Source organism: Mycetocola zhadangensis (genome assembly GCF_003668565.1).
GTDB lineage: Bacteria > Actinomycetota > Actinomycetes > Actinomycetales > Microbacteriaceae > Mycetocola_A > Mycetocola_A zhadangensis.
This window is the reverse complement of sequence record NZ_RCWJ01000001.1, coordinates 237,766-260,039: the sequence shown is the minus strand read 5'-3', so window position 1 is coordinate 260,039 and position 22,274 is coordinate 237,766. Positions and strand designations below refer to the sequence as shown.

Sequence of the window (22,274 nt, the reverse complement as noted above, 5' to 3'; positions counted from 1 at the left end):
GCCCAGTGTGATGCAGCTGTGTGGACTTAGAAGTCCATGCCACCGGTCGGGTCGCCGACGGGTGCCGGGTTCTTCTCCGGCTTGTCAGCGACAACGGCCTCGGTGGTGAGGAACAGACCGGCGATCGACGCTGCGTTGAGCAGAGCCGAGCGGGTGACCTTCACCGGGTCGTTGATGCCAGCAGCGAGCATGTCAACGTACTCACCGGTCGCGGCGTTGAGGCCGTGTCCGACGGGCAGGTTGCGCACCTTGTCCGCGACAACGCCCGGCTCGAGGCCAGCGTTGAGTGCGATCTGCTTGAGCGGCGCGTCGATAGCAACACGAACGATGTTCGCTCCGGTTGCCTCGTCGCCCGTCAGCGAGAGCTTCTCGAAGGCGGTCTTGCCTGCCTGGATCAGCGCAACGCCACCACCGGCGACGATGCCCTCTTCAACAGCAGCCTTCGCGTTGCGAACGGCGTCCTCGATGCGGTGCTTGCGCTCCTTGAGCTCGACCTCGGTCGCTGCGCCGGCCTTGATGACTGCAACGCCGCCGGCCAGCTTGGCCAGGCGCTCCTGCAGCTTCTCGCGGTCGTAGTCGCTGTCCGTGTTGTCGATCTCCTTGCGGATCTGGGCAACGCGGCCCGCGATCTGCTCAGCGTCGCCTGCACCATCGACGATTGTGGTCTCGTCCTTGGTGATGACAACCTTGCGTGCGCGACCGAGGAGGTCGAGCGTTGCGTTCTCCAGCTTGAGGCCGACCTCTTCGGAGATGACCTGACCACCGGTGAGGATGGCGATGTCCTGCAGCTGAGCCTTGCGGCGGTCACCGAAGCCAGGAGCCTTGACGGCTACGGACTTGAAGATGCCACGGATCTTGTTCACAACGAGGGTTGCGAGTGCTTCTCCGTCGACGTCCTCAGCGATGATCAGGAGCTGTTTGCCCGACTGGATGACCTGGTCAACAACGGGGAGCAGGTCCTTGATGTTGGAGATCTTCGAGTTGGCGATGAGGATGTACGGGTCTTCGAACACCGTCTCCTGGCGGTCCGGGTCGGTGACGAAGTATGCCGACAGGAATCCCTTGTCAAAACGCATACCCTCGGTGAGCTCAAGTTCGGTGCCGAACGTGTTCGACTCCTCAACGGTGACAACACCTTCCTTGCCGACCTTGTCGATCGCCTCAGCGATGATCGCACCCAGTTCGGGGTCACCGGCAGAGATGGACGCGGTTGCCGCGATCTCTTCCTTCGACTCGACCTCTTTGGCGTTTTCAACCAGCTCCGCGATGACAGCGGCGGTGGCCTTCTCGATGCCGCGTTTCAGCGAGATCGGGTCTGCGCCGGCTGCAACGTTGCGCAGGCCCTCGCGGACGAGCGCCTGAGCGAGCACGGTTGCCGTGGTGGTTCCGTCGCCGGCGACGTCGTCAGTCTTCTTGGCGACCTCCTTGACGAGCTCCGCACCGATCTTCTCGTACGGGTCGTCGAGTTCAATCTCCTTGGCGATGGACACACCATCGTTGGTGATCGTGGGGGCGCCCCACTTCTTCTCCAGGACAACGTTGCGACCGCGTGGGCCGAGCGTGACCTTCACGGTGTCGGCCAGAATGTTCAGACCGCGCTCGAGGCCGCGGCGGGCTTCCTCGTCAAAAGCAATGATTTTTGCCATGTGGTTTTTCGTCCCTCCCGGACGTGATGAACGTAGTTAGCACTCAATGATTGCGAGTGCTAATCCGATTCTGGCACTCTCCACCTGCGAGTGCAAGCCAGTGCGCGCGGACATCACAATGCCGCCCGCGCCAGCGGACGGCATTGTTGGATAGCGTTGGGATTGCCCGGCGAGATCAGACCGGGCGTACCGCCTCCGCCTGTGGGCCTTTGGCCCCGGTGCCGACCTCGAACTCGACCTTCTGGCCTTCCTCGAGGACCTTGTAGCCTCCCATGTCGATAGCGGAGTAGTGGACGAAAACGTCCTGCCCTGCCCCGTCATCGGTAATGAAGCCGTAACCTTTTTCAGCGTTGAACCACTTCACGGTTCCACTCGCCATTGTCACTCCCAGTTGCTGTGTTCCACTCCACCCAGGCCTGTGCTGGCTGGGGTCATGCCACCGCGTGGCCATCGTGCCGACCCCTGGCCACACCGATAAAGGCGAGGGCCGCGGAGCAAAATGTTCGACCAGTTCCAGATACTAATGAACAGACGACCCCGCGCAACAGGTTTTTCTGGCAAATCATCGGATGTTACCGAGCGTGAATAGACGCGTAACACCTCGGAAACATGACGCGGCCGCGAAGGATTACTCCTGCGGCACAAAGTCCGCGCCGAGCACGACGGTAAGTTGGAGGATCGGCTCCTCGCCCTCAGCGACGGGGATCTGGAATTGAGTGGAGAGCTGCACATCGGCCACTCCGAGAGCCTCTGCGAGCCCACGGGCTGCGCCTTCCTGGGAGGCGTCCTCATAATAAACGGCGGTGCTCTCCACATCTTTGGCGCTGGCGTTGCCCGGCGTGATGTTCTGAGTCCAGCCTGCCGCGTTCAACTGCTGGATAGCGCGGGTGGCGAGCCCCTTCGTTGCTGTGCCGTTGAGAACGGTCACCATCGACTCAGGGTCGATCGTCGGCTCGGCTGTCGGCGTTTCGGTCGGTTCGGGCACCGCGGTCGCAGGCGTCGTTGAGGTATCCGCGAAGTTCACATTGTCACTGAGAGCGAACAGCCCGAGAATTCCGATGGCGACGAGGACAATTGTCGTCAGCGCCGCCCAGAGGAAGATGATCCATCTCCTGCCAGGCTTCGGCGGTGCACGGTGGGCACCAACGCGTTTCAGGTCTTCCGGAATATCGTCGAACCTGTCCTTGGCGTAGCGATCGGCCATGTGGTCTTGTCTGGTCCTCTGTGTCGTGTTGGCGGCTACGTGACCCCGGTTATCGGGCGTAGCTCGTCAGTCGGCGGCGCCCCGAGCGCGTGCGCGGCGGGTGGCCTGCCTGGCATCTCGCATCCGGTGAAGACGCTTCACAAGCATTGGGTCATGCCGGAGAGCGGCCGGAGTGTCAATCACCGCACCCAGCAACTGATAGTAGCGGGTGGGTGAAAGCGCAAAGGCGTCCCGGATGGCCTCTTCCTTTTGCCCCGCGTGCTGCCACCACCGGTTCTCGAACTCGAGGATCGCAAGGTCGCGTTCCGAAAGGTCGCCCTGTTCATGGTGGGACTCAATGTCGGCCGCGGGAGAAGGAATACCGTTCTCGGTCACGTGTCCTCCTCCAATCCGCGCGGGCAAGCCCGCTGTTCGCTGGCAATCCTAACGTTGCAGGACTGTGCGTCCGGCGAGGCCACACGGAATCCTGGCAACTGAATGCTCAGCCTTTCCCGAGCATTCCGTCACAAGGGAACATCCGGAACGCATCGCGGGTTAAATGGGAGACGAATACTTTTGCTGAGGAGAGAAACATGACAGAGCAGGTCCAGAAGAGCGACGAGCAGTGGCGCGACGAACTCAACCCTGAGCAGTATGCGGTGCTTCGCGAGGCCGCGACGGAACGACCGTGGACAGGTGAACTGCTCGACGAGAGCCGGGCGGGCGTCTACACCTGTGGCGCATGCGGGGCTGAGCTGTTTCAGAGCGGTACCAAATTCGATTCCGGCTGCGGATGGCCGAGTTTTTACGAGTCCGTTCGACCGGAAGCGGTCAAGCTCATCGAGGACAAAACACTCGGAATGGTTCGCACCGAGGTTCGCTGCGCAAACTGTGACTCCCACCTCGGCCACGTGTTTGACGACGGATTCGGAACACCAACCGGTGATCGTTACTGCATGAACTCCATTGCTTTGAACTTTCAGGCGCAAGACTAGGCGTGCCGGACGTACTCGCTGCCGTCGAGGGCAGACGGTCGTACTCGCGCGTCACGGAGAAAGCCCCAACGCACGAGGACCTGCTGCCGCTCGTCGCAGCATCCGCTCGCGTCGCTGATCATGGAGCACTCCATCCATGGCGTTTGATCGAGCTGAGGGGCGACGACAGGGTTCGCCTGGGCGAGGCGATCGCGCGGGCAGAACACGACGACAAGCCGTCACAGAAGCCTCTTCGCGCCTCGCTTCTGATCGCCATTGTCTTCTGTAAACAGAAGAGCGGAAAAGTACCCGGCTGGGAGCAGGAAGCTGTGGCGTCCGGCGTGGCGCACACCCTCAGCCTCCTCCTGGCCGACGCGGGCTGGGGCGTGATCTGGCGCACGGGGCACTACACCCGATCAAAGCCCGTTCGCAAACTTCACGGCCTTTCGAAGAAGGAGCAGCTTCTGGGCTGGCTCTACGTCGGCGGAATTCCGGAGAACAGCAAAGCAGGCCACCGCAAACCGATTGACGCCGAGCAGTTCCTCAGCGTGCTCCCCTAGAGCCGCTTGGGGCGCACCCGCAGTGTCGCGATCGCCACAGCGACAAGCGCGAGCAGCGCCCCAACGACGGTCGTCGCAGCAAGCGGGTTATCGCCAGGCGCGAATGCATCGATGGCGACCGAGGTGAGCAATTGGCCGGTCACTGTGCCAAGTCCGAGTACAAGAACCCCGGTGTGGCTGACGAGGAAGGCGTTGACTCCGATGAAGACGCAGCCGATCGCACCGCCGAGGTAAAGCAACGGCTCCGCAGGAAGACTCGTCGGCCAGCCCGCGAACGCGTTGCGAACCACTGCGACGAGAACCAGGGCCGTCGTTCCGATGAGGAAGTTGAGGAACGTCGCTGTCAGCGCGCTGCCGGCCCGAGCGCGCACACGCCCGTTGACGGCGCTTTGCCACCCGCTGCCGAAGCCGGCGATGAGCGGCATGAGCAGCATCCAGACCGGAAAATCAGAGCGCAGCTGCGTCGACATGGAGATCGCAACCGCCACGACGGTGAGCGCGGCGCCGGTGAGCCTCGGCCAGGTGAACCCCACGTGCGCCTGCGAGCCAAAGCCCCTGCGATCAAGCACGAGGCCCGAGATCGTTTGCCCGGCGACTAGCGCAACGCTGAAGAGGGCCACACCAATGACCGCTCCGGTGACGCCCTGCGACAGGACGAAGAACGCTCCGGCGACACCACCGAGAACGCTCCACACCGGCACGCTGCGGTCGCGAAGGCCCGCAACGACGACGCCGAGCCCCCTCCGTCCTTTCGGGACGATCGCCATGACCACCAGCAGGATAAGAAGACCGGAACCGAACGAAATCACACCAGCGGTGAAGCCGTCGCCGAGGGCCAAACCGAGCGCCCCATTGATCCGGGTCTGCGCGGCGATCCCAGCGCCGCACACAGCGGCGAGCACGAGCGACAACCAAACCGGGAGCCGGCGCGATGGGGAAGAATCCAGCACTGCAGGGTCTCATCTCTGCACGGAACGCACATCACGGGGAGAGTGCCGAGCATCTCTCCTGAGAGCCGCCTGTCGGATTCGAACCGACGACCTGCGCATTACAAGTGCGCTGCTCTGGCCAACTGAGCTAAGGCGGCGTGGACCTGTCAATCATAACGAACCGACGGGGCGTTTCGTGCCACCGGGAGAGACCTCAAACGCGTGGCATCCTTGAAGTAACAAACTTGAAGGATTTCATGGCACTCGCGTTCCCCGCGCCCGCCGGCGGAACAAACGCCAGCCGCTCCATTCTCGACCTCGCTATTCGCTGTGGCGAGGTGATCTTCGCATCCGGCGCCAGCGCCGAAGACGCGACAGCGTCCATGCTCGCTGTGACCCGCGCGTACGGTCTTCGCGGTTGCGAAGCGGATGTCACGCACACGGTGATCACATTGACTTACGACGACGCCGACTCGGGCGACACAATCACAAAGAGTCGCAACGTCAAGTACCGCACTCTCGATTACACCCGCCTCACCAACACGTCTACCCTGATCGGCGACCTGCTGCACACCCCGGTTTCTGTCGTCGAGGCCCGCTCTCGCGTGGATGCGATCATCCGCGCCAAGCCGATCTACCCAACCGTCGTCCGGCGGGTGGGCTGGAGCCTTGTTGGTGCCGGTGCCGCTCTCCTGCTCGGCGGCGGCCTGCTCGTTATTTGCGCGGCATTTTTTGCCACATTCGTTGTCGACCTGGTGACCAGCACGCTTGCGCGCACCCGCATCTCGGTGTTTTACCAAACCCTTGCCGGTGGAGCGATCGGTCCACTGGTCGCCGCGCTCGTCCACGTTCTTGATCCCGACGCGAGCTCGTCTCTCGTCGTCGTGGCCACGATCATCATGCTGCTCGCCGGGGTCACCTCGTTCGGCGCGGTTCAGGACGTGCTTTCCGGGTTCTACGTCACCGGAACCGCACGGGTACTCGAAGCTCTGCTCATCACGGGCGGGCTCGTCGCCGGAGTCGCTGGTACCAGCATGCTGCTCGCGCGGTTTGGAATCCTGCTCAATATCGAACCCTATGTGCCGCCAACCCTCGAGGGGATCACCCTGGCGCTCGTCGGCAGCGTCGTCATCGTCGTCGGCTTCGCGCTGGGTGTCGAAGTGCCTCCGCGGGCTTTCTGGGCGGTCTGCGTGCTCGGGGTGCTCGGTTACCTGGTGTTCACGGCAGCACTCACCTCTGACTTCGGTATGGCGTGGAGTGGTGGGATCGCCGCGTTTGTTGTCGGCGTGCTCGCTGCGTTCGCATCCCGAGCCGCGCGGGTGCCCCCGCTCCCCCTCGTCGTTTCGGCGCTGGTGCCCCTGGTGCCAGGCGCGATCCTGTTCCGAGGTCTTCTCGAACTCAGCGCCGGGTCCATCGACGGACTTCTCAGCATGCTCGAAGCCGCATCAGTCGCGGTCGCCCTGGCGGCTGGAACCCTGCTCGGACAGTATGTCGTCCAGAGCCTGCTCGGCCCAGCCCGCCGCATTCAGCGCCGGTTCGTTGGACCACTCATGGGAGTTCAGGTGCGGCTGAGCCGCAAGCAGGACGAAACGATCTAGCCTGCTGGAATCTCGGTCGGCGTGGGCGTGGCTGTCGAGGACGACTGGGCGTATGTCTCACTGGCAACCGAGAGCACGAACGCCTGGAACTCCTTCGGGTCAGTGATGGAGCCGGTGTACTGCTTGTCGTTCACGAGGACCGTGGGCGTTCCCTTGACCTTCTCGAGATTGGAGTTGGGGACGGGCTGGGTTGTCGCCCGATCTGTGGATTCCTGCACCCAGGTCTTGTAGGTGCCGTCATCGATGCATTTGGAGATCGAGCTGAGCGTCGAACCGCCCGGCGACTCTTCCCCTGACCCGAGTGCCGTCTTGGCGATCGCGCTGAGCTCGTCATCGCTGTGACCTTCTGTGCCTTCCTCAGGCTGATCGTCGAAGAGCAGCGTGCTGAACACGAAGAACGAATCCGGCGCGTAGTTCGCAACACACGCTGCGGCATTTGCGGCGCGCAGCGAATACTGGGTGCCTGCGGACCGGCCGGTCAGAATAGCGATGGGGTGGTACTCAACGGTGGCCGTGCCGTTTTCAGCCCAGGTTGCCAGCTGCTCCGAGTTGGCCTTTTCGAACTCGCCGCAAATCGGGCAGAGGTAGTCAACGTAGATCCGAATGTTGGGAACGTTCGGGTCGATCTGCGTGGGCTTTGGGTCGGAACCGGCCGGAATCGCAGACGTCTGTGCCGCCTTGAGCTGTTGACCGACGACGATTCCGTCAGACGCCATGTTGCTCGGCCCAGCGGTCGGCGGTCGGATCGCGCTCGTGATCACAAAGGTGATTCCGACGACGACGGCGACGATAGCGAGGACGAGTCCACCCTGAAGGAAGATCTTGTTGCGAAGGTCCCGTTTGCGCTGAGCATCGCGAAGTTCTTTCGCCTTCTCACGGGTTGCTTCACGTCGCTGGTTCTTCGTCGGACTGGACTCAGGTCCGCCGTTCGTCATGGATCCTCGCTTCGTGTATGTCGGGTTGCGGGCACGTTTCAGGCGCCAAACACGAATCGATCGTAGTTGCCCTGACTGTGAAATTCCCAAACGGATGCTGGATGGCACCTCGGCGCGCCCGGTGCGAAATCGCACCATTGAAGGACGAGCCTCGCGGGAATCTGTCATACTGATGATCTCTCGTATGCCTGACCGGCACCCGGGAGCATGCAATGCAGCATGCGGCGCATGAATCCATTCACTCGGATCGTCCGGCACGTACCTGCCGGTGAAGGAGAAGTACCCATGTCATCAGTAACCTTTGACAACGCCACACGCCTGTACCCCGGTGGTACACGCGCCGCCGTTGACAAGCTCAGCCTCGAGGTCGCCGATGGCGAATTCCTCGTCCTGGTCGGGCCGTCCGGTTGTGGTAAGTCAACCTCGCTGCGCATGCTCGCCGGCCTCGAAGAGGTCAACGATGGTCGCATCCTCATCGGCGACCGGGACGTCACCGACGTTCCGCCGAAAGACCGCGACATCGCCATGGTGTTCCAGAACTACGCTCTGTACCCGCACATGACCGTCGCTGAGAACATGGGCTTCGCCCTGAAGATCGCCGGCGTCAACAAGGACGAGCGCGCCGCTCGCGTTCTTGAGGCCGCCAAGCTCCTCGACCTCGAGGAGTACCTGACTCGCAAGCCGAAGGCTCTCTCCGGTGGTCAGCGTCAGCGCGTCGCCATGGGCCGCGCCATCGTTCGTCAGCCTCAGGTCTTCCTTATGGACGAGCCACTGTCGAACCTCGACGCCAAGCTCCGCGTTCAGACCCGCACGCAGATCGCTTCGCTCCAGCGTCGACTCGGCGTCACCACGGTCTACGTCACGCACGACCAGACAGAGGCACTGACCATGGGTGACCGCATCGCGGTCCTCAAGGACGGAATCCTGCAGCAGGTTGGCACCCCGCGCGACCTGTACGAGAAGCCACAGAACGTCTTCGTCGCCGGATTCATTGGCTCACCCGCCATGAACCTGCTCACCGCTGACCTCGCTGACGGCGGCATCCAGTTCGGCGCTCGCGTCGTTCCGGTTGACCGCGACACCCTGAGCGAGACCAGCGCTCGTCAGGTCACCGTTGGTGTTCGCCCCGAGGACATCGAGGTTTCCACTGAGCCAGGCAACGGTCTCGAGGTCCAGGTCGACCTGGTCGAGGAACTCGGTGCTGACGGATACCTTTACGGTCACGCAGACGTCAACGGCAAGCGCACAGACATCGTCGCTCGTGTCGATGGACGCACACACGCCCACGCAGGCGAGAAGGTCTTCCTGATCCCGACGCCGCGCCACGTGCACGTCTTCGACGTCGAGTCGGGCCTGCGCCTCGGCAACAAGGCTGTCGTCGCCGACTAACAGCATCGCGCCGGCTGACGGGGTATCGCCCCGTCAGCCGGCGCTACTGTTTAACCCACCATGAGCGCATCACTCAACATCACGGCCGCAACGGTCGACCCCGCCCTCCTCGACCTCCCGTGGGAGCTCCCCCTGGAGGCCTGGCCAAGCGACACCATCGCCTCGCTACCCAAGGGCATCTCCCGCCACCTCGTTCGCTTCGCTAACCTCTCCGGTTACGTCGTCGCGGTCAAAGAGACCACCACGGAGATGGCCCGCGGCGAATACGACATGCTGCGCAACCTGCAGAAGCTGGACATACCGTGCGTCGACCCCGTCGCGGTCATCACCGGGCGTGCAGAAGAGTCCGGCGCTCCGCTCCCCAGCGTGCTGGTCACGAGGCACCTCAAGTTCTCGCTCCCCTACCGCGCTCTGTTCTCACAGACCCTGCGCCCTGACACGGCGAACCGTCTCGTCGACGCTCTCGCCGTTCTTCTTGTGCGTTTGCACATTGCCGGCTTCTTCTGGGGTGACGTTTCGCTCTCGAACACCCTCTTCCGTCGCGACGCCGGCGCGTTCGCCGCGTACCTCGTCGATGCTGAGACTGGCCAGCTGTACGACGGTGGTTTGTCGAACGGGCAGCGCGAAAACGATCTCGAGATCGCTCGGGTCAACATTGCCGGCGAGCTGATGGACCTGGAGGCGGGTGGGCGCGTCGATGACGAGCTTGACCCGATCAGCGTGTCTGACGGCATCGTCGCCGCATACCGCTCGCTCTGGAAAGAACTCACCGGTTCCGAGTCGTTTGCCTCGAACGAACGCTGGCGCATCAGTGAACGCGTTCAACGCCTCAACAGCCTCGGCTTCGACATTGAAGAACTGGCGATCCGCACCGATGAGAGCGGAACAACCGTCCGCATCCAGCCCAAGGTCGTTGACGCCGGGCACCACCAGCGTCGGCTCCTCCGACTCACCGGGCTCGACGCGGGCGAGAACCAGGCGCGCCGACTGCTCAACGACCTCGACTCGTATGCCGCGACACACGGCAAGAGTGACCTCGATGAGGAGATGGTGGCTCACGAGTGGGTCAGTCGGGTCTTCGAACCGGTCATCAAATCGATCCCCCGCGACCTCAAGGGCAAGCTCGAACCTGCCGAGATGTTCCACCAACTGCTCGAGCACCGCTGGTTCATGTCGCAGAACGAAGCGCGGAGCATCCCGCTCGCTGAGGCCCTCACCTCATACATCAACTCCGTGCTTCGCCACCGCCGTGATGAAGCAACGGTGATCGCGCCGCTCACCGGGACGATCACCCTGCCCAACCGGGTTATCGACGCGGACGAGGCACAAACGAATTGGCGCGACCGGGTCTAGACCCGATCGCGCCAATCGTGCGACAACCGCCGCGGTTACTTCTTCTTCTTCGCGGCCTTCGCTGCCTCACGAAGCTTTGACACTTCGTAGAGGGTCACCGACGCGGCGATGCCAGCGTTGAGCGATTCAGTCGCTGAACTGATCGGGATGGAGACGATCGCGTCGCAGGTGTCGGTGACGAGGCGGGACAGGCCCTTGCCTTCGCTGCCGACGACGATGACGACGGGGCGGTCAGCCAGTTCGAGACCCGGCAGATCAGTGTCGCCTCCTCCGTCGAGCCCGATCACGAAAACACCGGCGGCCTTGAACGCTTTGAGTGTCTGGGTGAGGTTCGGGGCCATGGCGACTGGGGTGCGCGCTGCGGCGCCGGCGCTCGTCTTCCACGCGGATGCGGTGAGGCCGACCGATCGACGCTGGGGAACAATGACGCCCTGTCCACCGAATGCAGCGGTCGAACGAATGATGGCGCCGAGGTTGCGCGGGTCGGTGATGCCGTCAAGTGCAACGAAGAGCGGCTTCTGGCCACGCGAGATAACCGTCTCGAGCAGGTCGTTGGGGTGCGCGTACTCATACGGAGGCACCTTGAGCGCGAGGCCCTGGTGCACAGAGTCGAAACCGGCCAGACGGTCGAGCTCCGGGCGCATGACCTCGAGAATCGGGATTCCGCGGGCTGTTGCCAGCGCGAGGACTTCCTTCACCCGGTCATCGAACTCGATGCGGGTAGCCATGTAGAGCGCGGTCGCTGGGATTTTGGCGCGAAGCGCTTCCACGACTGAGTTGCGGCCGGTGACCACTTCGAAGTCGTCCGACTGCTTCTGCTTGGGCTTGCGGATCGCAGGACCGGTCGATGCGGGGCGACCGCCGCCGGTCTTCGCCTGGGTCGCCGCGAGGCGGTCCTTGGCGATCTTGCGCTTTCCGGCCGCGTGGTAGGTACGGTCCTCAGCCTTCGGCGTCGGACCCTTTCCCTCGAGCGAGCGTCGTCCCAGTCCGCCTGTGCCCTTGGCTGGGCCCTTTTTGGTCTTCCGAACCGCGCCTGAGCGATTCTGTTTACTGGCTGCCATCAATACTCCAATGTGCACCCTGTTGGGTGTCTTCAATTGTGATGCCCGCGGAAGCGAGATCGTCACGGATCTGGTCGGCTCCGGCGAAATCACGCGAAGCCCTCATCTGCTGGCGGCGGTCGAGCAGCTGGTCGACGAGTGTTGTCAGTGCTGCGTGCACCGACATGTCCTGGGTTTTGGACCATTCCGGGGAGAGCGGATTGATTCCGAGGACCTCTGTCATGGCCATAACCTGGCCTTGAGCAGTCGCCGCGAGCGCGAGGTCTTCCCCGTCCAGCCAGGAGTTCCCCTGCCTTATTGTGTCATGTAATACCGCGAGGGCCTGCGGGACGGACAAATCGTCGTCCATGGCAGCCGCGAAAGCGTCGGGAATCTCGACGGTACCCGTCCCGGCGAATCGGGTTCCCGACAGTCGGCGGGCGACGCGGTCGAGGAAGCTCTCAATGCGATCGAGGGCCGCTTCGGCCTCGGTCAACGCGCCATCGTGGAAGTCGATGGTCGATCGATAGTGCGCCTGCCCCAGGTAGTAGCGGACGACGATCGGCCGCGCCGCGCTGAGGAGCTCGGCAGCGAAAATCGAATTGCCAAGTGACTTGGACATCTTCTGTCCGTTCACGTGGACGAGGCCATTGTGCACCCAGTAGTTCGCGAACCCCTGGCCCGCTGCTGTGGATTGAGCCAATTCGTTCTCGTGGTGCGGGAAGCGCAGGTCGAGGCCTCCGCCGTGGATGTCGAAGTGGTCGCCGAGGTAGCGTGACGCCATCGCCGAGCACTCAATGTGCCAGCCGGGCCGACCGTCGCCCCATGGGCTCTGCCAGGTCGCGGACTTTGGCTCGTCGGCCTTGTGGCCCTTCCACAGTGCGAAATCGCGAGCGTCCCGCTTGGCGCGCGGGTCAGCATCCGTCGCCGCTTCCATGTTGTCGATCGCCTGGCGGGTCAGTTCGCCATAGTTCGACCAGTTTCGAACGTCGAAATAGACATCTCCTGAGCCGTCATTTGCCTGGTAAGCGTGCCCGTTCTCGATCAGCGTCGCGATGATGCTGTGCATCTGCTGGATGCTCGCGGTGGCGCGGGGCTCGTATGTGGGTGCGAGAATCCCGAGGGCACGGTAGCCGGCCGTGAATTCGAGTTCCATGCGGTAGGCAAGCGCCCACCAGTTCTCGGACTCCGAAGCGTTGGCCAACACCTTGTCGTCGATGTCTGTGACGTTGCGGACGAGGGTCACGTCGTAGCCCGAGTAGTTGAACCAGCGACGCAGCTGGTCGTAGACGAGGGCTGAACGCAGGTGCCCGATGTGCGGCGAGGACTGGACGGTCGGTCCGCAGACGTAGATTCCCACTTTGCCTGGATCCAAGGGGACGAAGTCGCGGAGGGCCTGTGCCCGGGAGTCGTAGAGTTGAATTGCCACGGCTTAAGCGTACTGGCGCGAAACGATCGCCGTTGCGATCGCGCAGATGCCCTCACCGCGACCTGGAAAACCCAGTCCGTCTGTTGTGGTCGCCGAGACACTGACCGGGGCGTCCAGAATGCCGCTGAGAAGACCCTCGGCCTCCATTCGCCTCGGCGAGAACCGGGGGCTGTTGCCGATGATCTGCACCGACACGTTGTTGACGGTGAAACCGGCCGCTGTCAGGCGTTCGAGGGTTGCCCGCAGGAAGACGTCGCCGTGCGCACCGTCGAATTGCGGGTCAGCAGTGCCGAAGACAGAGCCGATGTCGCCGAGGCCAGCGGCCGAGAGCAGGGCGTCAGTGATGGCATGGCAGACCGGGTCGCCGTCGCTATGCCCGGAGAGCCCCCGCTCACCCGGCCAGTGCAGACCGGCGAGCCAGAGTTCCGAGCTGTCGTCGAACGCGTGAACGTCTGTGCCGATGCCGGTGCGAAGTCCCTCGGTGGGGGCGGCGGTGTCGCGGAGCAGTCCTTCGGCGCGGCGGAGGTCCCAGGGTGTGGTGATCTTGAATGCTCGATCGTCGCCGTCGATGATCGACACTGTGTTGCCTGCGGCCGCGAACAGGGCAGCATCGTCGGTGTGCTCACGCTCGGCTTCGGCGTATGCGGCGTCGAGGGCGGCGCGAGGGAACGCCTGCGGGGTTTGAACCGCGCGCAGTTCGGCGCGATCGACGGTTTCGACGACGCTTTCGTCGTCGTCGACCCGTTTGATGGTGTCGGTCACCGCGACGCCAGGAACGATTCCCGAGGCCGTCTGTGCGACGCCAGTGACGACCGCGTCGAACACACTCGAAGGCGTGAGTGCGCGCGCGGCGTCGTGCACGAGAACTATACGAACCGACGCGTCAAGCTCCGCAAGTCCGAGTGCAACGGATTGCTGGCGTGTCGCACCGCCCGCCACAACGCGAACGTATTTGTGTGCCGCACCGGCGGCATCCGTCACCATCGATGCGGCCTCGTCGACGAGAGCCGACGGAACGACAACGACGACCTGCGACTCACGCTGCATACCGAAAACGGAATCCAGCGAGTGCTCAAGGATGGTGCGGCCGGCAAGGGGCGCGAACGCTTTCGGGCGGGCGGCTCCGAGCCGCGTGCCACTTCCGGCGGCAACAACGATGACTCCGACAATCGGCGCACGCCCTCCGGCTGCCGTCGCACTCGAAACCTTCGGACCTGGCGCGTTCGGACTCATAGTTCTCGAGCGTAGAGCACGAACACGACCGCTGGCCGGAGCCGAGCGGGTGGTGCACTCAGGAGGCGAGGACCTCGTCGAGAACTATCGAGGCGCTCTCTTCATCGGTCTTCTCTGCCAGCGCGAGCTCGGAGACGAGGATCTGGCGCGCCTTGGCGAGCATACGTTTCTCGCCGGCGCTGAGGCCTCGATCCTGGTCGCGACGCCACAGGTCGCGAACAACCTCGCTCACTTTGATGATGTCGCCAGACGCCAGTTTCTCGAGGTTGGCCTTGTACCGGCGCGACCAGTTGGTCGGCTCTTCGGTGAACGGAGCGCGCAGCACGTCAAAAACATGTTCGAGTCCGTCTTCACCGATGACGTCGCGAACCCCGACCAGGTCGACGTTCTCGGCCGGCACCTCGATGACCAGGTCGCCCTGGGTGACCCGCAGCTTCAGGTAAAGCTTCTCCTCGCCCTTGATTAGCCGAGTTTTCACTTCGGCAATCGTTGCCGCTCCGTGATGGGGATAAACGACTGTCTCGCCGACCTCAAAAAGCATGAAACGCATCCTTTCAGCGTCTGTCAGTTTACCACAGCGGTATGCACTATGCTGTGGCCGGCCACCGTGCCCGGAGCCGCTGGCTGGCTAGGCTAAACTCAAGTCGTATCCCCGCACGCGAGCGCTCTCGCCCGCCTGCGTCCGAAGTTTTTCTTGGAGGACCTGTGAAGGCGCGATTGATCGCATCCGTAGCGTTGGCGGCAACAGTCGTGTTTGGTGCAACCGGGTGCAACCTGGTCTCTCCGCAGGCAACGACCAAGGAGTACGACCCCAGCGATGGAGTCAGCGCCAACCTCGGCGACATTCGACTGCGCAACCTGATCGTCGTCACCGAAGACGGCACAGACGGAAACCTCATTTTCACCGCGGTGAACACCGGAAGCGCTCACTCGCTCTCGATCCAGTTCGGTGAAGACGACACAACAGTGAACACGGTCATCGACGGCAACTCGAGCACGGTGTTCGGCGGAGAAGACGCTGACCCGATCGCACTCACCGGCATCGACGCCACACCGGGTTCGATGACCACCATCTTCGTGCAGTACGGCAACGAGACCGGCAAGGAAGTCCTCGTTCCTGTTCTCGACGGCAGCATCGAGCCTTACAACGAGTTCATCCCCGAGGCAGCGACAGCCGAATAGCGCGGCCCGCCCGGTGGTATCGGTGCGACCGATTTTTTGAAAACAGGCGAGCGGATGCCATCGGTCGACAGGCGACCCACCTCAACTCGACGCCGAATCGACCCGCGGCGGACCTACGCCTCGAACCGGTTGCCTAGGCCTCGAACCGGTAACCGAGGCCTCGAACGGTCACGAGCATCTTCGGTTCAGACGGGCTCTCCTCGATGCGCGAGCGAATCCGCTTGATGTGCACGTCGAGGGTCTTGGTGTCACCGAAGTAGTCGCTCCCCCACACCCGATCGATGAGCTGGCCACGCGTCAGCACACGGCCAGCGTTGCGCAGCAGCAGCTCGAGCAGCTCGAATTCCTTGAGCGGCATGGCTGTTTCTGTTCCGCGCACCTCGACGGTGTGCCTCTCGATGTCCATCCGTACCGAGCCGGCTTCGAGCACCGCATCGGTCTCGTCGGTCTCGTCTGTCTGGCGGCGGCGCATCACGGCCCGTATTCGAGCGAGCAGCTCGCGGCTGGAGTAGGGCTTCGTGACATAGTCGTCGGCGCCGAGCTCGAGCCCGACGACGATGTCCACTTCTGAATCCTTCGCGGTCAGCATGATGATCGGCGTCTGGGCGACGGCGCGGATCTGGCGGCACACCTCGGTTCCAGGGATGCCTGGCAGCATCAGGTCGAGCAGGACCAGGTCCGGCTCGGATGCCGTGTATGCGGCGACAGCGGTCGGCCCGTCAGCGGCCACCTCGACCTCGTAGCCCTCACGTTCGAGCAGGTAGGCCAGCGGCTCGCTGAGCGCCGCTTCGTCTTCAACGAGCAGGATGCGTGTCATGTGGCGTGTCCTCACTGTGGGATCCGGCGGGCTCTGCAGCTCGCGGAAGGGCAATCTGTTCTGTCGATGGCGGTGGAGTGGCGGCCTCGGGCAGGCGGATGGTGAACGTCGATCCGTGCCCGACCTTGGACCACACCTTCACTTCGCCGCCGTGGTTCTGCACCGTGTGCTTCACGATCGAGAGGCCGAGCCCCGTTCCGCCCGTGTGGCGCGAACGGGCCTGATCGACGCGGAAGAACCGTTCGAAGACGCGGTCGCGATCTTCCTCTGGGATTCCGACGCCCTGATCGGTGACGGCGATGGAAATCAGACCGCCCGAGCGGCTCACGCCGACTCCGACGCGACCACCAGGTGGAGAGTAGGTGATGGCGTTCGCGATGAGGTTGTGCACAGCGACGACCAAAAGCGCTTCGTCTCCGTACACCTGGGCACGCTTGCTTCCGCCCGCGGTGAGGGTCACCCCTGTCGCTTCAGCAGCGACGCGGTTCTGGTCAACGGCCTGTGCGATGATGCGATCGACGTCGAGCAGTTCAGGCGCCGTGAGCGCATCTGCCGCCTGCAGCCGGGAGAGGTCAATGATCTCGCGGGTGATGCGGGCGAGCCGAGCTGCTTCGGCGCTGAGGCGATTCGCGAACTTGCGCACCTGGACCGGATCGTCTGCGGCGGGCTCCAGGGCCTCAGCCAACAGACCGACGGCGCCGATCGGCGTTTTGAGTTCGTGCGAGATGTTCGCGATGAAGTCACGACGAACTTCGTCGAGTCGTCGTGATTCTGTGTGGTCTTGGGCGAGGAGCAGAACGTACCGGGTGCCGAGCCTCGCGCACCGGACGTCGAGGTGCATGCTGACATCACCGAACCGCCCGCGGCTGAGGTCAAACTCGCGGGTGATCGGTTCGCCGTTGTCCCTCACCTCATTGGCCAGGAGCCGGAGTTCCTCGTTCACGAGGACGCCGTCACGCACGAGCCCGAGAGCCAGTGCCCCCGGCGACACCTTGATCACGTTTCCTGATGGGTCGACGACGATCCCGGCGCTTTCCAGCGCGTCGAGCACCTGCGACACACCGTCGGGCACCCGGGGTGTCACGACGTTCGCGACGCGTTGACCTCTCTTTGCGGCTACATAGAGCAGAGTGGTGAATCCGGCACCGACGAGAAGGCCGAGTGCCAGAGACGCAAGCACCAACCAGGCGGAGTCCATACGACTAGATTAGATGCACCACAGGAGCCGGTGAGGCGCCGCAGTCGCGTGATCAGGGGATTTTGAGTGGTGTTCAACTACTCGCCCCCAAACGTTAACCTGCGACGTGCATGGTTGCAGCTGGTCCTGTGGGACGCCGGTGCCGTGCCCAACGCACCCAGAAAACAGAAACGGAGAGCACATGCGCGATGTATTCCAGCAGGAACTGGCTGAAGTCCAGGAACGACTGATCGCCATCTCGGAACTCGTAGCCATTTCGATCGAGAACGCCGTTCGTGCCTTCAACGAGTCAGACGTCAGCGTCGCCGAAGAGGTCATCGAGAACGACGTTCGAATCGATGAGCTCACCGTGGCACTCGACGAGTTGGCCATCAACATCCTCGCCCGTCAGCAGCCCGTCGCCCGTGACCTGCGCATCGTTGTGAGCGCACTGCGGATCAGCTCATCGCTCGAACGGATGGGTGACATGGCTGAGCACATCGCCCAGCTCGCTCGCTACCGGTTCCCCGAGCGCGCCGTGCCCAAGGGGCTCCGCTCCACCTTCGCCGAGATGGGCCGGCTCGATGTTGAGATTGCCAAGAAGCTCACGCAACTCCTCCGCACGCAGGATGTACGCCTCGCAGAGGAGATCCGCAACGAGGACGACAAGATCGACGAGCTGCACGTCAGTGTCTTCGACAAGGTTCTCGGCGAGACCTGGAAGGGAAAGCCGCTGGCGACAGTCGACGCCACGCTGGCCTCTCGCTACCACGAGCGCTTCGCCGACCACGCTGTGTCGATCGCCAAGAAGGTTCAGTACCTCGCGACGGGCGAATGGATCCCTGAAACGGATCTGCCGTAACCCTCGCTCACACAAAAAGCTGCCCGCCCCGACCGGAAGGTCGAGGCGGGCAGCTTTTGTGTGGAGCGGAAGTTGGTGTTACTTCTTGCCCTGAGCCGCAACAGCAGCAGCACCGGCTGCAGCAGCCTCGGGGTCGAGGTATTCAGCCGGCTGGGTCGGACGGAAGTTCTCGTCGAGGCGGTAAACCAGAGGGACACCGGTCGGGATGTTCAGCTCGGCGATGTCGTCGTCCGAAATGTCGTCGAGGTGCTTCACGAGGGCGCGCAGCGAGTTGCCGTGGGCGGTGACGAGTACTGTCTTGCCAGCCGCAAGGTCACCGGTGATGTCTGATTCCCAGTAGGGAAGCATCCGATCGATAACGTCCTTGAGGCATTCGGTGCGCGGGATTTCGCCGTCGATACCGACGTACCGTGGGTCTTTGGCCTGCGAATACTCGTTCTCGTCGTCAATCTCGGGCGGCGGAACGTCGAACGAACGACGCCAGGTCTGGAACTGCTCGGGGCCGTACTCGGCGAGCGTCTGTGCCTTGTCCTTGCCCTGCAGCGCACCATAGTGACGCTCGTTGAGGCGCCAGCTGCGCTTGACGGGAATCCAGGCGCGGTCGGCGACGTCGAGGGCGATGTTCGCGGTCTGGATGGCACGTGTGAGAACCGAGGTGTACTGCACGTCAGGGGTCAAACCCGACTCGGTGAGCAGTTCGCCGGCCCGAGTGGCTTCGGCGACGCCCTGGTCGCTCAGTCGGACGTCGACCCAGCCTGTGAACAGGTTCTTTTGGTTCCAGTCGCTGTTTCCGTGGCGCAGGAGGATGAGAGTGTATGGCGAAGACATGGTTCCACTCTATCGAGCGGGCGGGCGCGGTCAGCAAATGGTCAGCCGCACTGCTGAAAGAATGAACCAATGCCCATTGGAACCATCACCCGCGGGACGACAAACACCAATCGCCTGCGGCGGGTCGATCGTTTCATGCAGACGCTTCCCGTGCTGCGCTCGAGCGCAGACCCGCTCGTCGTCGATCTGGGCTACGGGGCGAGCGCCGTCACGAGTCTTGAGCTTCACGCACGCCTCAGCAAGGTCCGGCCGGGCGTCGAGGTGCTCGGGCTCGAGATCGACAAGGAGCGCGTGCGTTCGGCGACCGAGCAGCTCGACGCCGTTCGCTCCGGCAAGACCGGGTTCGCGGCGGACGCGCTCGTGAGTTTCGCTCGGGGCGGGTTCGAGGTTCCTGTGCACGACGGGCGCCGTCCCGCCGCGATCCGCGCGTTCAACGTGCTGCGTCAGTATGACGAAAGTGCGGTGACGGATGCCTGGGGCCTGATGGTCTCACGGCTCCAGTCGCGAGGTGTGCTGGTTGAGGGAACCTGCGACGAGATCGGCCGCGTCTCCAGTTGGGTGACCGTCTCGGCGGACGGTCCGATGTCGCTCACCCTGTCGCTGCGGCTGGCAGAACTGGAATGGCCGTCGATCGTCGCTGAGCGACTGCCCAAAGCCCTGATTCACCGCAACGTTCCCGGGGAGCGGATCGCGGACCTCATGGTCGAACTCGACCGGCAGTGGCAGTACAGCGCGCCGCTCGCCGCGTACGGCCCGGTTCAGCGTTGGCTGGCGACGGTCGCGGGGCTTCGCACGGCTGGTTGGCCCGTACAGGGCGACCGGTCACGGTGGCGGCTCGGCGAACTTACCGTTCCGTGGGATTCTGTCGCACCGAACTGATCAGGTTCGGCAGCGCCATGTCAGGGACGGCGAACAGCGCCGAGCCGCGGCAGGCGCGGAACGTCGGCGACGGCGCCAGCGTCGGCGGGCACGATAACCTGCTGCGCTGCAGCGATCAGCTGGCCGTCCTCGTTCACTGTCAGGACAGCATCCGCTTTCACCGATCGTTTGATGACGGCGAGGGCGATAGGTCCAAGCTCGTGGTGAATGACCGCCGTTGTGATTCTGCCGACGTCGACCTGCTCGCCCGCGCGTTCGCCCTGAACGGGGGCACCGGTTGCCGGCAGCACCGAGTCGGATCCGTCGAGGTGCAGCATCACGAGGCGACGCGGCGGGTGGCCGAGGTTGTGCACCTTCGCCACGGTCTCCTGCCCGCGGTAGCAGCCCTTCGACAGGTGAACGGCACTGCGTAGCCAGTCGAGCTCGTGCGGGATCGTCTTCTCGTCGACCTCGGTGGCAAAGCGCGGTCGCCACGCGGCGACACGCAGCGCCTCGGCGGCGAGGGAGCCCGCTGGCTGGCGGGTTGCGCTCAGCGTTGCGAGTGCGTCCCGCGGCACGAGCGCCTCGTGCCAGTTCCAGGACGCGCCCGGGTGCTCACCGGCAGCGTACTGGTGGCCGCCGGCGCCGACGGTTCGCCACGGGTCGCTCCAGACCAGCGGAATATTCTGAGCGGATGCCACGGGGAGGTCAGCGGGGACCGTCTCGGCGAGAAAGCCGATTCGGGCGAATTCGGGCGTGCGATCGGTGATCTCGACCCGAAGCATGAACTTCATCCGGTTCAGCCAGGCGGCAAGCGGTTCGACAGAGGCCTGCTCAACGAACAGCCAGGCGGTGTCGCCGTCGTCCAACAGCCCGGCTGCATGCTCGACGTGCCCGTGCGGGTCGAGGAACAGGGTTTCGCTCGATTCGCCTGGCTGCACAAAGCGCAGTTCGGCCGACGTGATCGAGTTGAGCCAGGTCAGCCGGTCAGGCCCGGCAACCGAGAGCACACCGCGGTTGGAGAGGTCAACGATCGCCGAGCCAGCAACCAGGTGACGCTGCTCAATGTTCGGACTGCCGTAGTGCGACGGAACACCCGCGTCGACGGCGTCTGGCAACTGGACGGCACCGTCGACGGAGAAGAACGGTGACGAAGTCATCAGTCGACCTTGCCAAGCCGAGCGGATGCGTGGGTGCGGAGGTCCTGCCCGAGCGCGGCGATGTCCCAGGCCCAGAGCAGGTGGTTGTCAACGAGTCCGTACATGCGTGTCGCGGCGGCGTAATCCTTGGCGCCGGCCGCGCGCATGACGGCGTCAGTTCCGAGGTCGATGCGTGGGCCTTTGACCTGGCCGAGGTACAGCTCGCTCACTCCACCCGGGTGAACGAGCGCTGCTTCGAGATCGAACCCGCCGTCGGCGTTTCGGAGCGCTTCGACGCTTTCGGCGTCAGGGAACGGTCGCTCGCCCACACCGGGGAGCATGGCCGGGCCAGGGTCTCCCGCCTGCTGCACCCTGTGCAGTCGCCAGTAACCGGACTCCGCGACGAGTGGCGTGTGCTCGTCGTCGAGCAGCCAGGTGTACGAACTGTAGTTGAGGTACGGCAGACCATCGTGGCTGAAGCTCACGCGCTGGCCGAATTCGTAACTGATCGGCTCATCGTTCACCGTGTAGTCGATGACGCCCGAACCCTCCCAGACGCCGAGCAGCCACGACAGCGGAACGAGCTCAGCCGGAAGGTCGAGAGGCAGTTCGATCATGATCGACCCGAAAGACTAGCGCTGGCCGCGGAACAGGTTCCAGAGCACCACGACGGAGATGAACCCGATGGCCAGGCTCGCTGCGGCGAGCAATCCGACAAAGAAGAGTTCAAGCGCTACGAGATCCATGCGAACAGTCTATCCCCCGAAAAGGGCGACAATGCTGAGGTAAAGGCCGGTGCCCCCGAGAATCACCAGAGCGCCGACGATGCTTGCACCGACCCGGTCGATGAATCCGACCTTTCGGGTGGTGGCCAGCTGAATCACGAATGTGACCAGGCAGCACGCGGCGAGCGCGAGCGCCAGCAGGGAAAAGCGAAGATCACCGGTCGAAGAAACGGAGACGAGAACAGCGCCAACAACGGCGAGGGCCCACACGGAGGCGATACCGCCCCAGGTGCGTCCGGCGGTCATGGGTGCATCGGTCACCTCTCCATTGTGCCCGATTCGTCGCACGTGCACTCCACCCGGTTCGCATGAGGTAAGGGCGGCGCAGTGCTGTGGCTAGTATTGACGCAGATATCA

The 22,274-nt window shown here is 63.6% G+C and carries 24 protein-coding genes and 1 tRNA gene; 8 read left to right on the top strand and 17 right to left on the bottom strand.

What is annotated here, in order from left to right; all coding sequences use genetic code 11:
* Positions 1-26: 26 nt before the first annotated feature.
* The 4 genes from groL to D9V28_RS01250 all read right to left on the bottom strand — a co-directional run bounded on the left by groL (position 27) and on the right by D9V28_RS01250 (position 3,225).
* Positions 27-1,646: a chaperonin GroEL gene (gene groL, locus D9V28_RS01265; RefSeq protein WP_121657911.1), complete on the bottom strand. Its 1,620-nt coding sequence runs from the start codon at positions 1,644-1,646 to the stop codon at positions 27-29.
* 175 nt (positions 1,647-1,821) lie between these two features.
* The gene (locus D9V28_RS01260; protein ID WP_121657910.1) at positions 1,822-2,025 is read right to left on the bottom strand and encodes a cold-shock protein; all 204 of its coding nucleotides are present in this window, start codon (positions 2,023-2,025) and stop codon (positions 1,822-1,824) included.
* A 249-nt stretch (positions 2,026-2,274) separates the two neighbouring features.
* On the bottom strand, positions 2,275-2,850 hold the full coding sequence (locus tag D9V28_RS01255) for a LytR C-terminal domain-containing protein (RefSeq protein WP_121657909.1): 576 nt from the start codon (positions 2,848-2,850) through the stop codon (positions 2,275-2,277).
* A gap of 66 nt (positions 2,851-2,916) precedes the next feature.
* The gene (locus D9V28_RS01250; RefSeq protein ID WP_121657908.1) at positions 2,917-3,225 is read right to left on the bottom strand and encodes a DUF3263 domain-containing protein; all 309 of its coding nucleotides are present in this window, start codon (positions 3,223-3,225) and stop codon (positions 2,917-2,919) included.
* A 197-nt stretch (positions 3,226-3,422) separates the two neighbouring features.
* On the opposite strand from D9V28_RS01250, the gene msrB reads away from it, so the two are divergent.
* Together msrB and D9V28_RS01240 are read left to right on the top strand one after the other, a co-directional pair.
* The gene (gene msrB, locus D9V28_RS01245; RefSeq protein ID WP_121657907.1) at positions 3,423-3,824 is read left to right on the top strand and encodes a peptide-methionine (R)-S-oxide reductase MsrB; all 402 of its coding nucleotides are present in this window, start codon (positions 3,423-3,425) and stop codon (positions 3,822-3,824) included.
* Between the two features lie 2 nt (positions 3,825-3,826).
* Entirely contained in the window at positions 3,827-4,363 is a 537-nt protein-coding gene (locus D9V28_RS01240) for a nitroreductase family protein (protein ID WP_121657906.1), read from the top strand.
* On the opposite strand, the gene D9V28_RS01235 is transcribed toward D9V28_RS01240, so the two are convergent.
* Positions 4,360-5,313, bottom strand: coding sequence for a DMT family transporter (locus D9V28_RS01235; RefSeq protein ID WP_229727672.1), 954 nt, complete (start codon positions 5,311-5,313; stop codon positions 4,360-4,362). The genes D9V28_RS01240 and D9V28_RS01235 overlap by 4 nt on opposite strands.
* A gap of 63 nt (positions 5,314-5,376) precedes the next feature.
* Positions 5,377-5,450, bottom strand: a tRNA-Thr gene (locus D9V28_RS01230).
* Between the two features lie 99 nt (positions 5,451-5,549).
* Between D9V28_RS01230 and D9V28_RS01225 the strand changes: the two genes are divergently transcribed.
* Complete coding sequence (locus D9V28_RS01225) at positions 5,550-6,890, top strand: threonine/serine exporter family protein (protein ID WP_121657905.1); 1,341 nt, start codon at positions 5,550-5,552, stop codon at positions 6,888-6,890.
* Here D9V28_RS01225 and D9V28_RS01220 read toward each other — a convergent pair.
* Positions 6,887-7,825: a DsbA family protein gene (locus D9V28_RS01220; protein ID WP_121657904.1), complete on the bottom strand. Its 939-nt coding sequence runs from the start codon at positions 7,823-7,825 to the stop codon at positions 6,887-6,889. The two genes, D9V28_RS01225 and D9V28_RS01220, sit on opposite strands and share 4 nt — an antisense overlap.
* Before the next feature lie 285 nt (positions 7,826-8,110).
* Here D9V28_RS01220 and D9V28_RS01215 point away from each other — a divergent pair, with 285 nt between their 5' ends.
* Positions 8,111-9,214 (top strand): ABC transporter ATP-binding protein, encoded by a 1,104-nt coding sequence (locus D9V28_RS01215; RefSeq protein WP_121657903.1) that lies wholly within the window; start codon positions 8,111-8,113, stop codon positions 9,212-9,214.
* A 60-nt stretch (positions 9,215-9,274) separates the two neighbouring features.
* On the top strand, positions 9,275-10,567 hold the full coding sequence (locus D9V28_RS01210; protein ID WP_121657902.1) for a DUF4032 domain-containing protein: 1,293 nt from the start codon (positions 9,275-9,277) through the stop codon (positions 10,565-10,567).
* 35 nt (positions 10,568-10,602) lie between these two features.
* On the opposite strand, the gene rlmB is transcribed toward D9V28_RS01210, so the two are convergent.
* The 4 genes from rlmB to D9V28_RS01190 are packed head-to-tail and all read right to left on the bottom strand — an operon-like array spanning position 10,603 to position 14,810.
* A complete protein-coding gene (gene rlmB / locus D9V28_RS01205) occupies positions 10,603-11,628 on the bottom strand; it encodes a 23S rRNA (guanosine(2251)-2'-O)-methyltransferase RlmB (RefSeq protein WP_121657901.1) in 1,026 nt (341 codons plus the stop codon).
* Positions 11,615-13,036: a cysteine--tRNA ligase gene (gene cysS / locus D9V28_RS01200; protein WP_121657900.1), complete on the bottom strand. Its 1,422-nt coding sequence runs from the start codon at positions 13,034-13,036 to the stop codon at positions 11,615-11,617. Before cysS ends, rlmB begins: the two co-directional genes overlap by 14 nt.
* Positions 13,037-13,039: 3 nt before the next feature.
* Positions 13,040-14,269 (bottom strand): 2-C-methyl-D-erythritol 4-phosphate cytidylyltransferase, encoded by a 1,230-nt coding sequence (gene ispD / locus D9V28_RS01195; protein ID WP_121657899.1) that lies wholly within the window; start codon positions 14,267-14,269, stop codon positions 13,040-13,042.
* Between the two features lie 58 nt (positions 14,270-14,327).
* Entirely contained in the window at positions 14,328-14,810 is a 483-nt protein-coding gene (locus D9V28_RS01190; protein ID WP_121658832.1) for a CarD family transcriptional regulator, read from the bottom strand.
* Positions 14,811-14,974: 164 nt separating this feature from the next.
* Here D9V28_RS01190 and D9V28_RS01185 point away from each other — a divergent pair, with 164 nt between their 5' ends.
* Positions 14,975-15,451: a hypothetical protein gene (locus D9V28_RS01185; protein ID WP_121657898.1), complete on the top strand. Its 477-nt coding sequence runs from the start codon at positions 14,975-14,977 to the stop codon at positions 15,449-15,451.
* 133 nt (positions 15,452-15,584) lie between these two features.
* Here the strand turns inward: D9V28_RS01185 and D9V28_RS01180 are convergent, their stop codons facing one another.
* Positions 15,585-16,268: a response regulator transcription factor gene (locus D9V28_RS01180; RefSeq protein ID WP_121657897.1), complete on the bottom strand. Its 684-nt coding sequence runs from the start codon at positions 16,266-16,268 to the stop codon at positions 15,585-15,587.
* Positions 16,246-17,466 (bottom strand): sensor histidine kinase, encoded by a 1,221-nt coding sequence (locus D9V28_RS01175; protein ID WP_121657896.1) that lies wholly within the window; start codon positions 17,464-17,466, stop codon positions 16,246-16,248. Before D9V28_RS01175 ends, D9V28_RS01180 begins: the two co-directional genes overlap by 23 nt.
* 181 nt (positions 17,467-17,647) lie before the next feature.
* Between D9V28_RS01175 and phoU the strand changes: the two genes are divergently transcribed.
* Complete coding sequence (gene phoU, locus D9V28_RS01170) at positions 17,648-18,307, top strand: phosphate signaling complex protein PhoU (protein ID WP_121657895.1); 660 nt, start codon at positions 17,648-17,650, stop codon at positions 18,305-18,307.
* Between the two features lie 78 nt (positions 18,308-18,385).
* On the opposite strand, the gene D9V28_RS01165 is transcribed toward phoU, so the two are convergent.
* On the bottom strand, positions 18,386-19,135 hold the full coding sequence (locus D9V28_RS01165; protein WP_121657894.1) for a phosphoglyceromutase: 750 nt from the start codon (positions 19,133-19,135) through the stop codon (positions 18,386-18,388).
* Between the two features lie 69 nt (positions 19,136-19,204).
* On the opposite strand from D9V28_RS01165, the gene D9V28_RS01160 reads away from it, so the two are divergent.
* Positions 19,205-20,014: a class I SAM-dependent methyltransferase gene (locus D9V28_RS01160; RefSeq protein ID WP_121657893.1), complete on the top strand. Its 810-nt coding sequence runs from the start codon at positions 19,205-19,207 to the stop codon at positions 20,012-20,014.
* A 20-nt stretch (positions 20,015-20,034) separates the two neighbouring features.
* Here the strand turns inward: D9V28_RS01160 and ygfZ are convergent, their stop codons facing one another.
* The 3 genes from ygfZ to D9V28_RS01145 all read right to left on the bottom strand — a co-directional run bounded on the left by ygfZ (position 20,035) and on the right by D9V28_RS01145 (position 22,178).
* Positions 20,035-21,153, bottom strand: a complete 1,119-nt coding sequence (gene ygfZ / locus D9V28_RS01155) for a CAF17-like 4Fe-4S cluster assembly/insertion protein YgfZ (RefSeq protein ID WP_121657892.1) — start codon at positions 21,151-21,153, stop codon at positions 20,035-20,037.
* Entirely contained in the window at positions 21,153-21,749 is a 597-nt protein-coding gene (locus D9V28_RS01150) for a nitrobindin family protein (protein WP_121657891.1), read from the bottom strand. The genes ygfZ and D9V28_RS01150 overlap by 1 nt, the downstream gene beginning before the upstream one ends.
* Before the next feature lie 138 nt (positions 21,750-21,887).
* Entirely contained in the window at positions 21,888-22,178 is a 291-nt protein-coding gene (locus tag D9V28_RS01145; RefSeq protein WP_147440890.1) for a hypothetical protein, read from the bottom strand.
* Positions 22,179-22,274 lie beyond the last annotated feature (96 nt).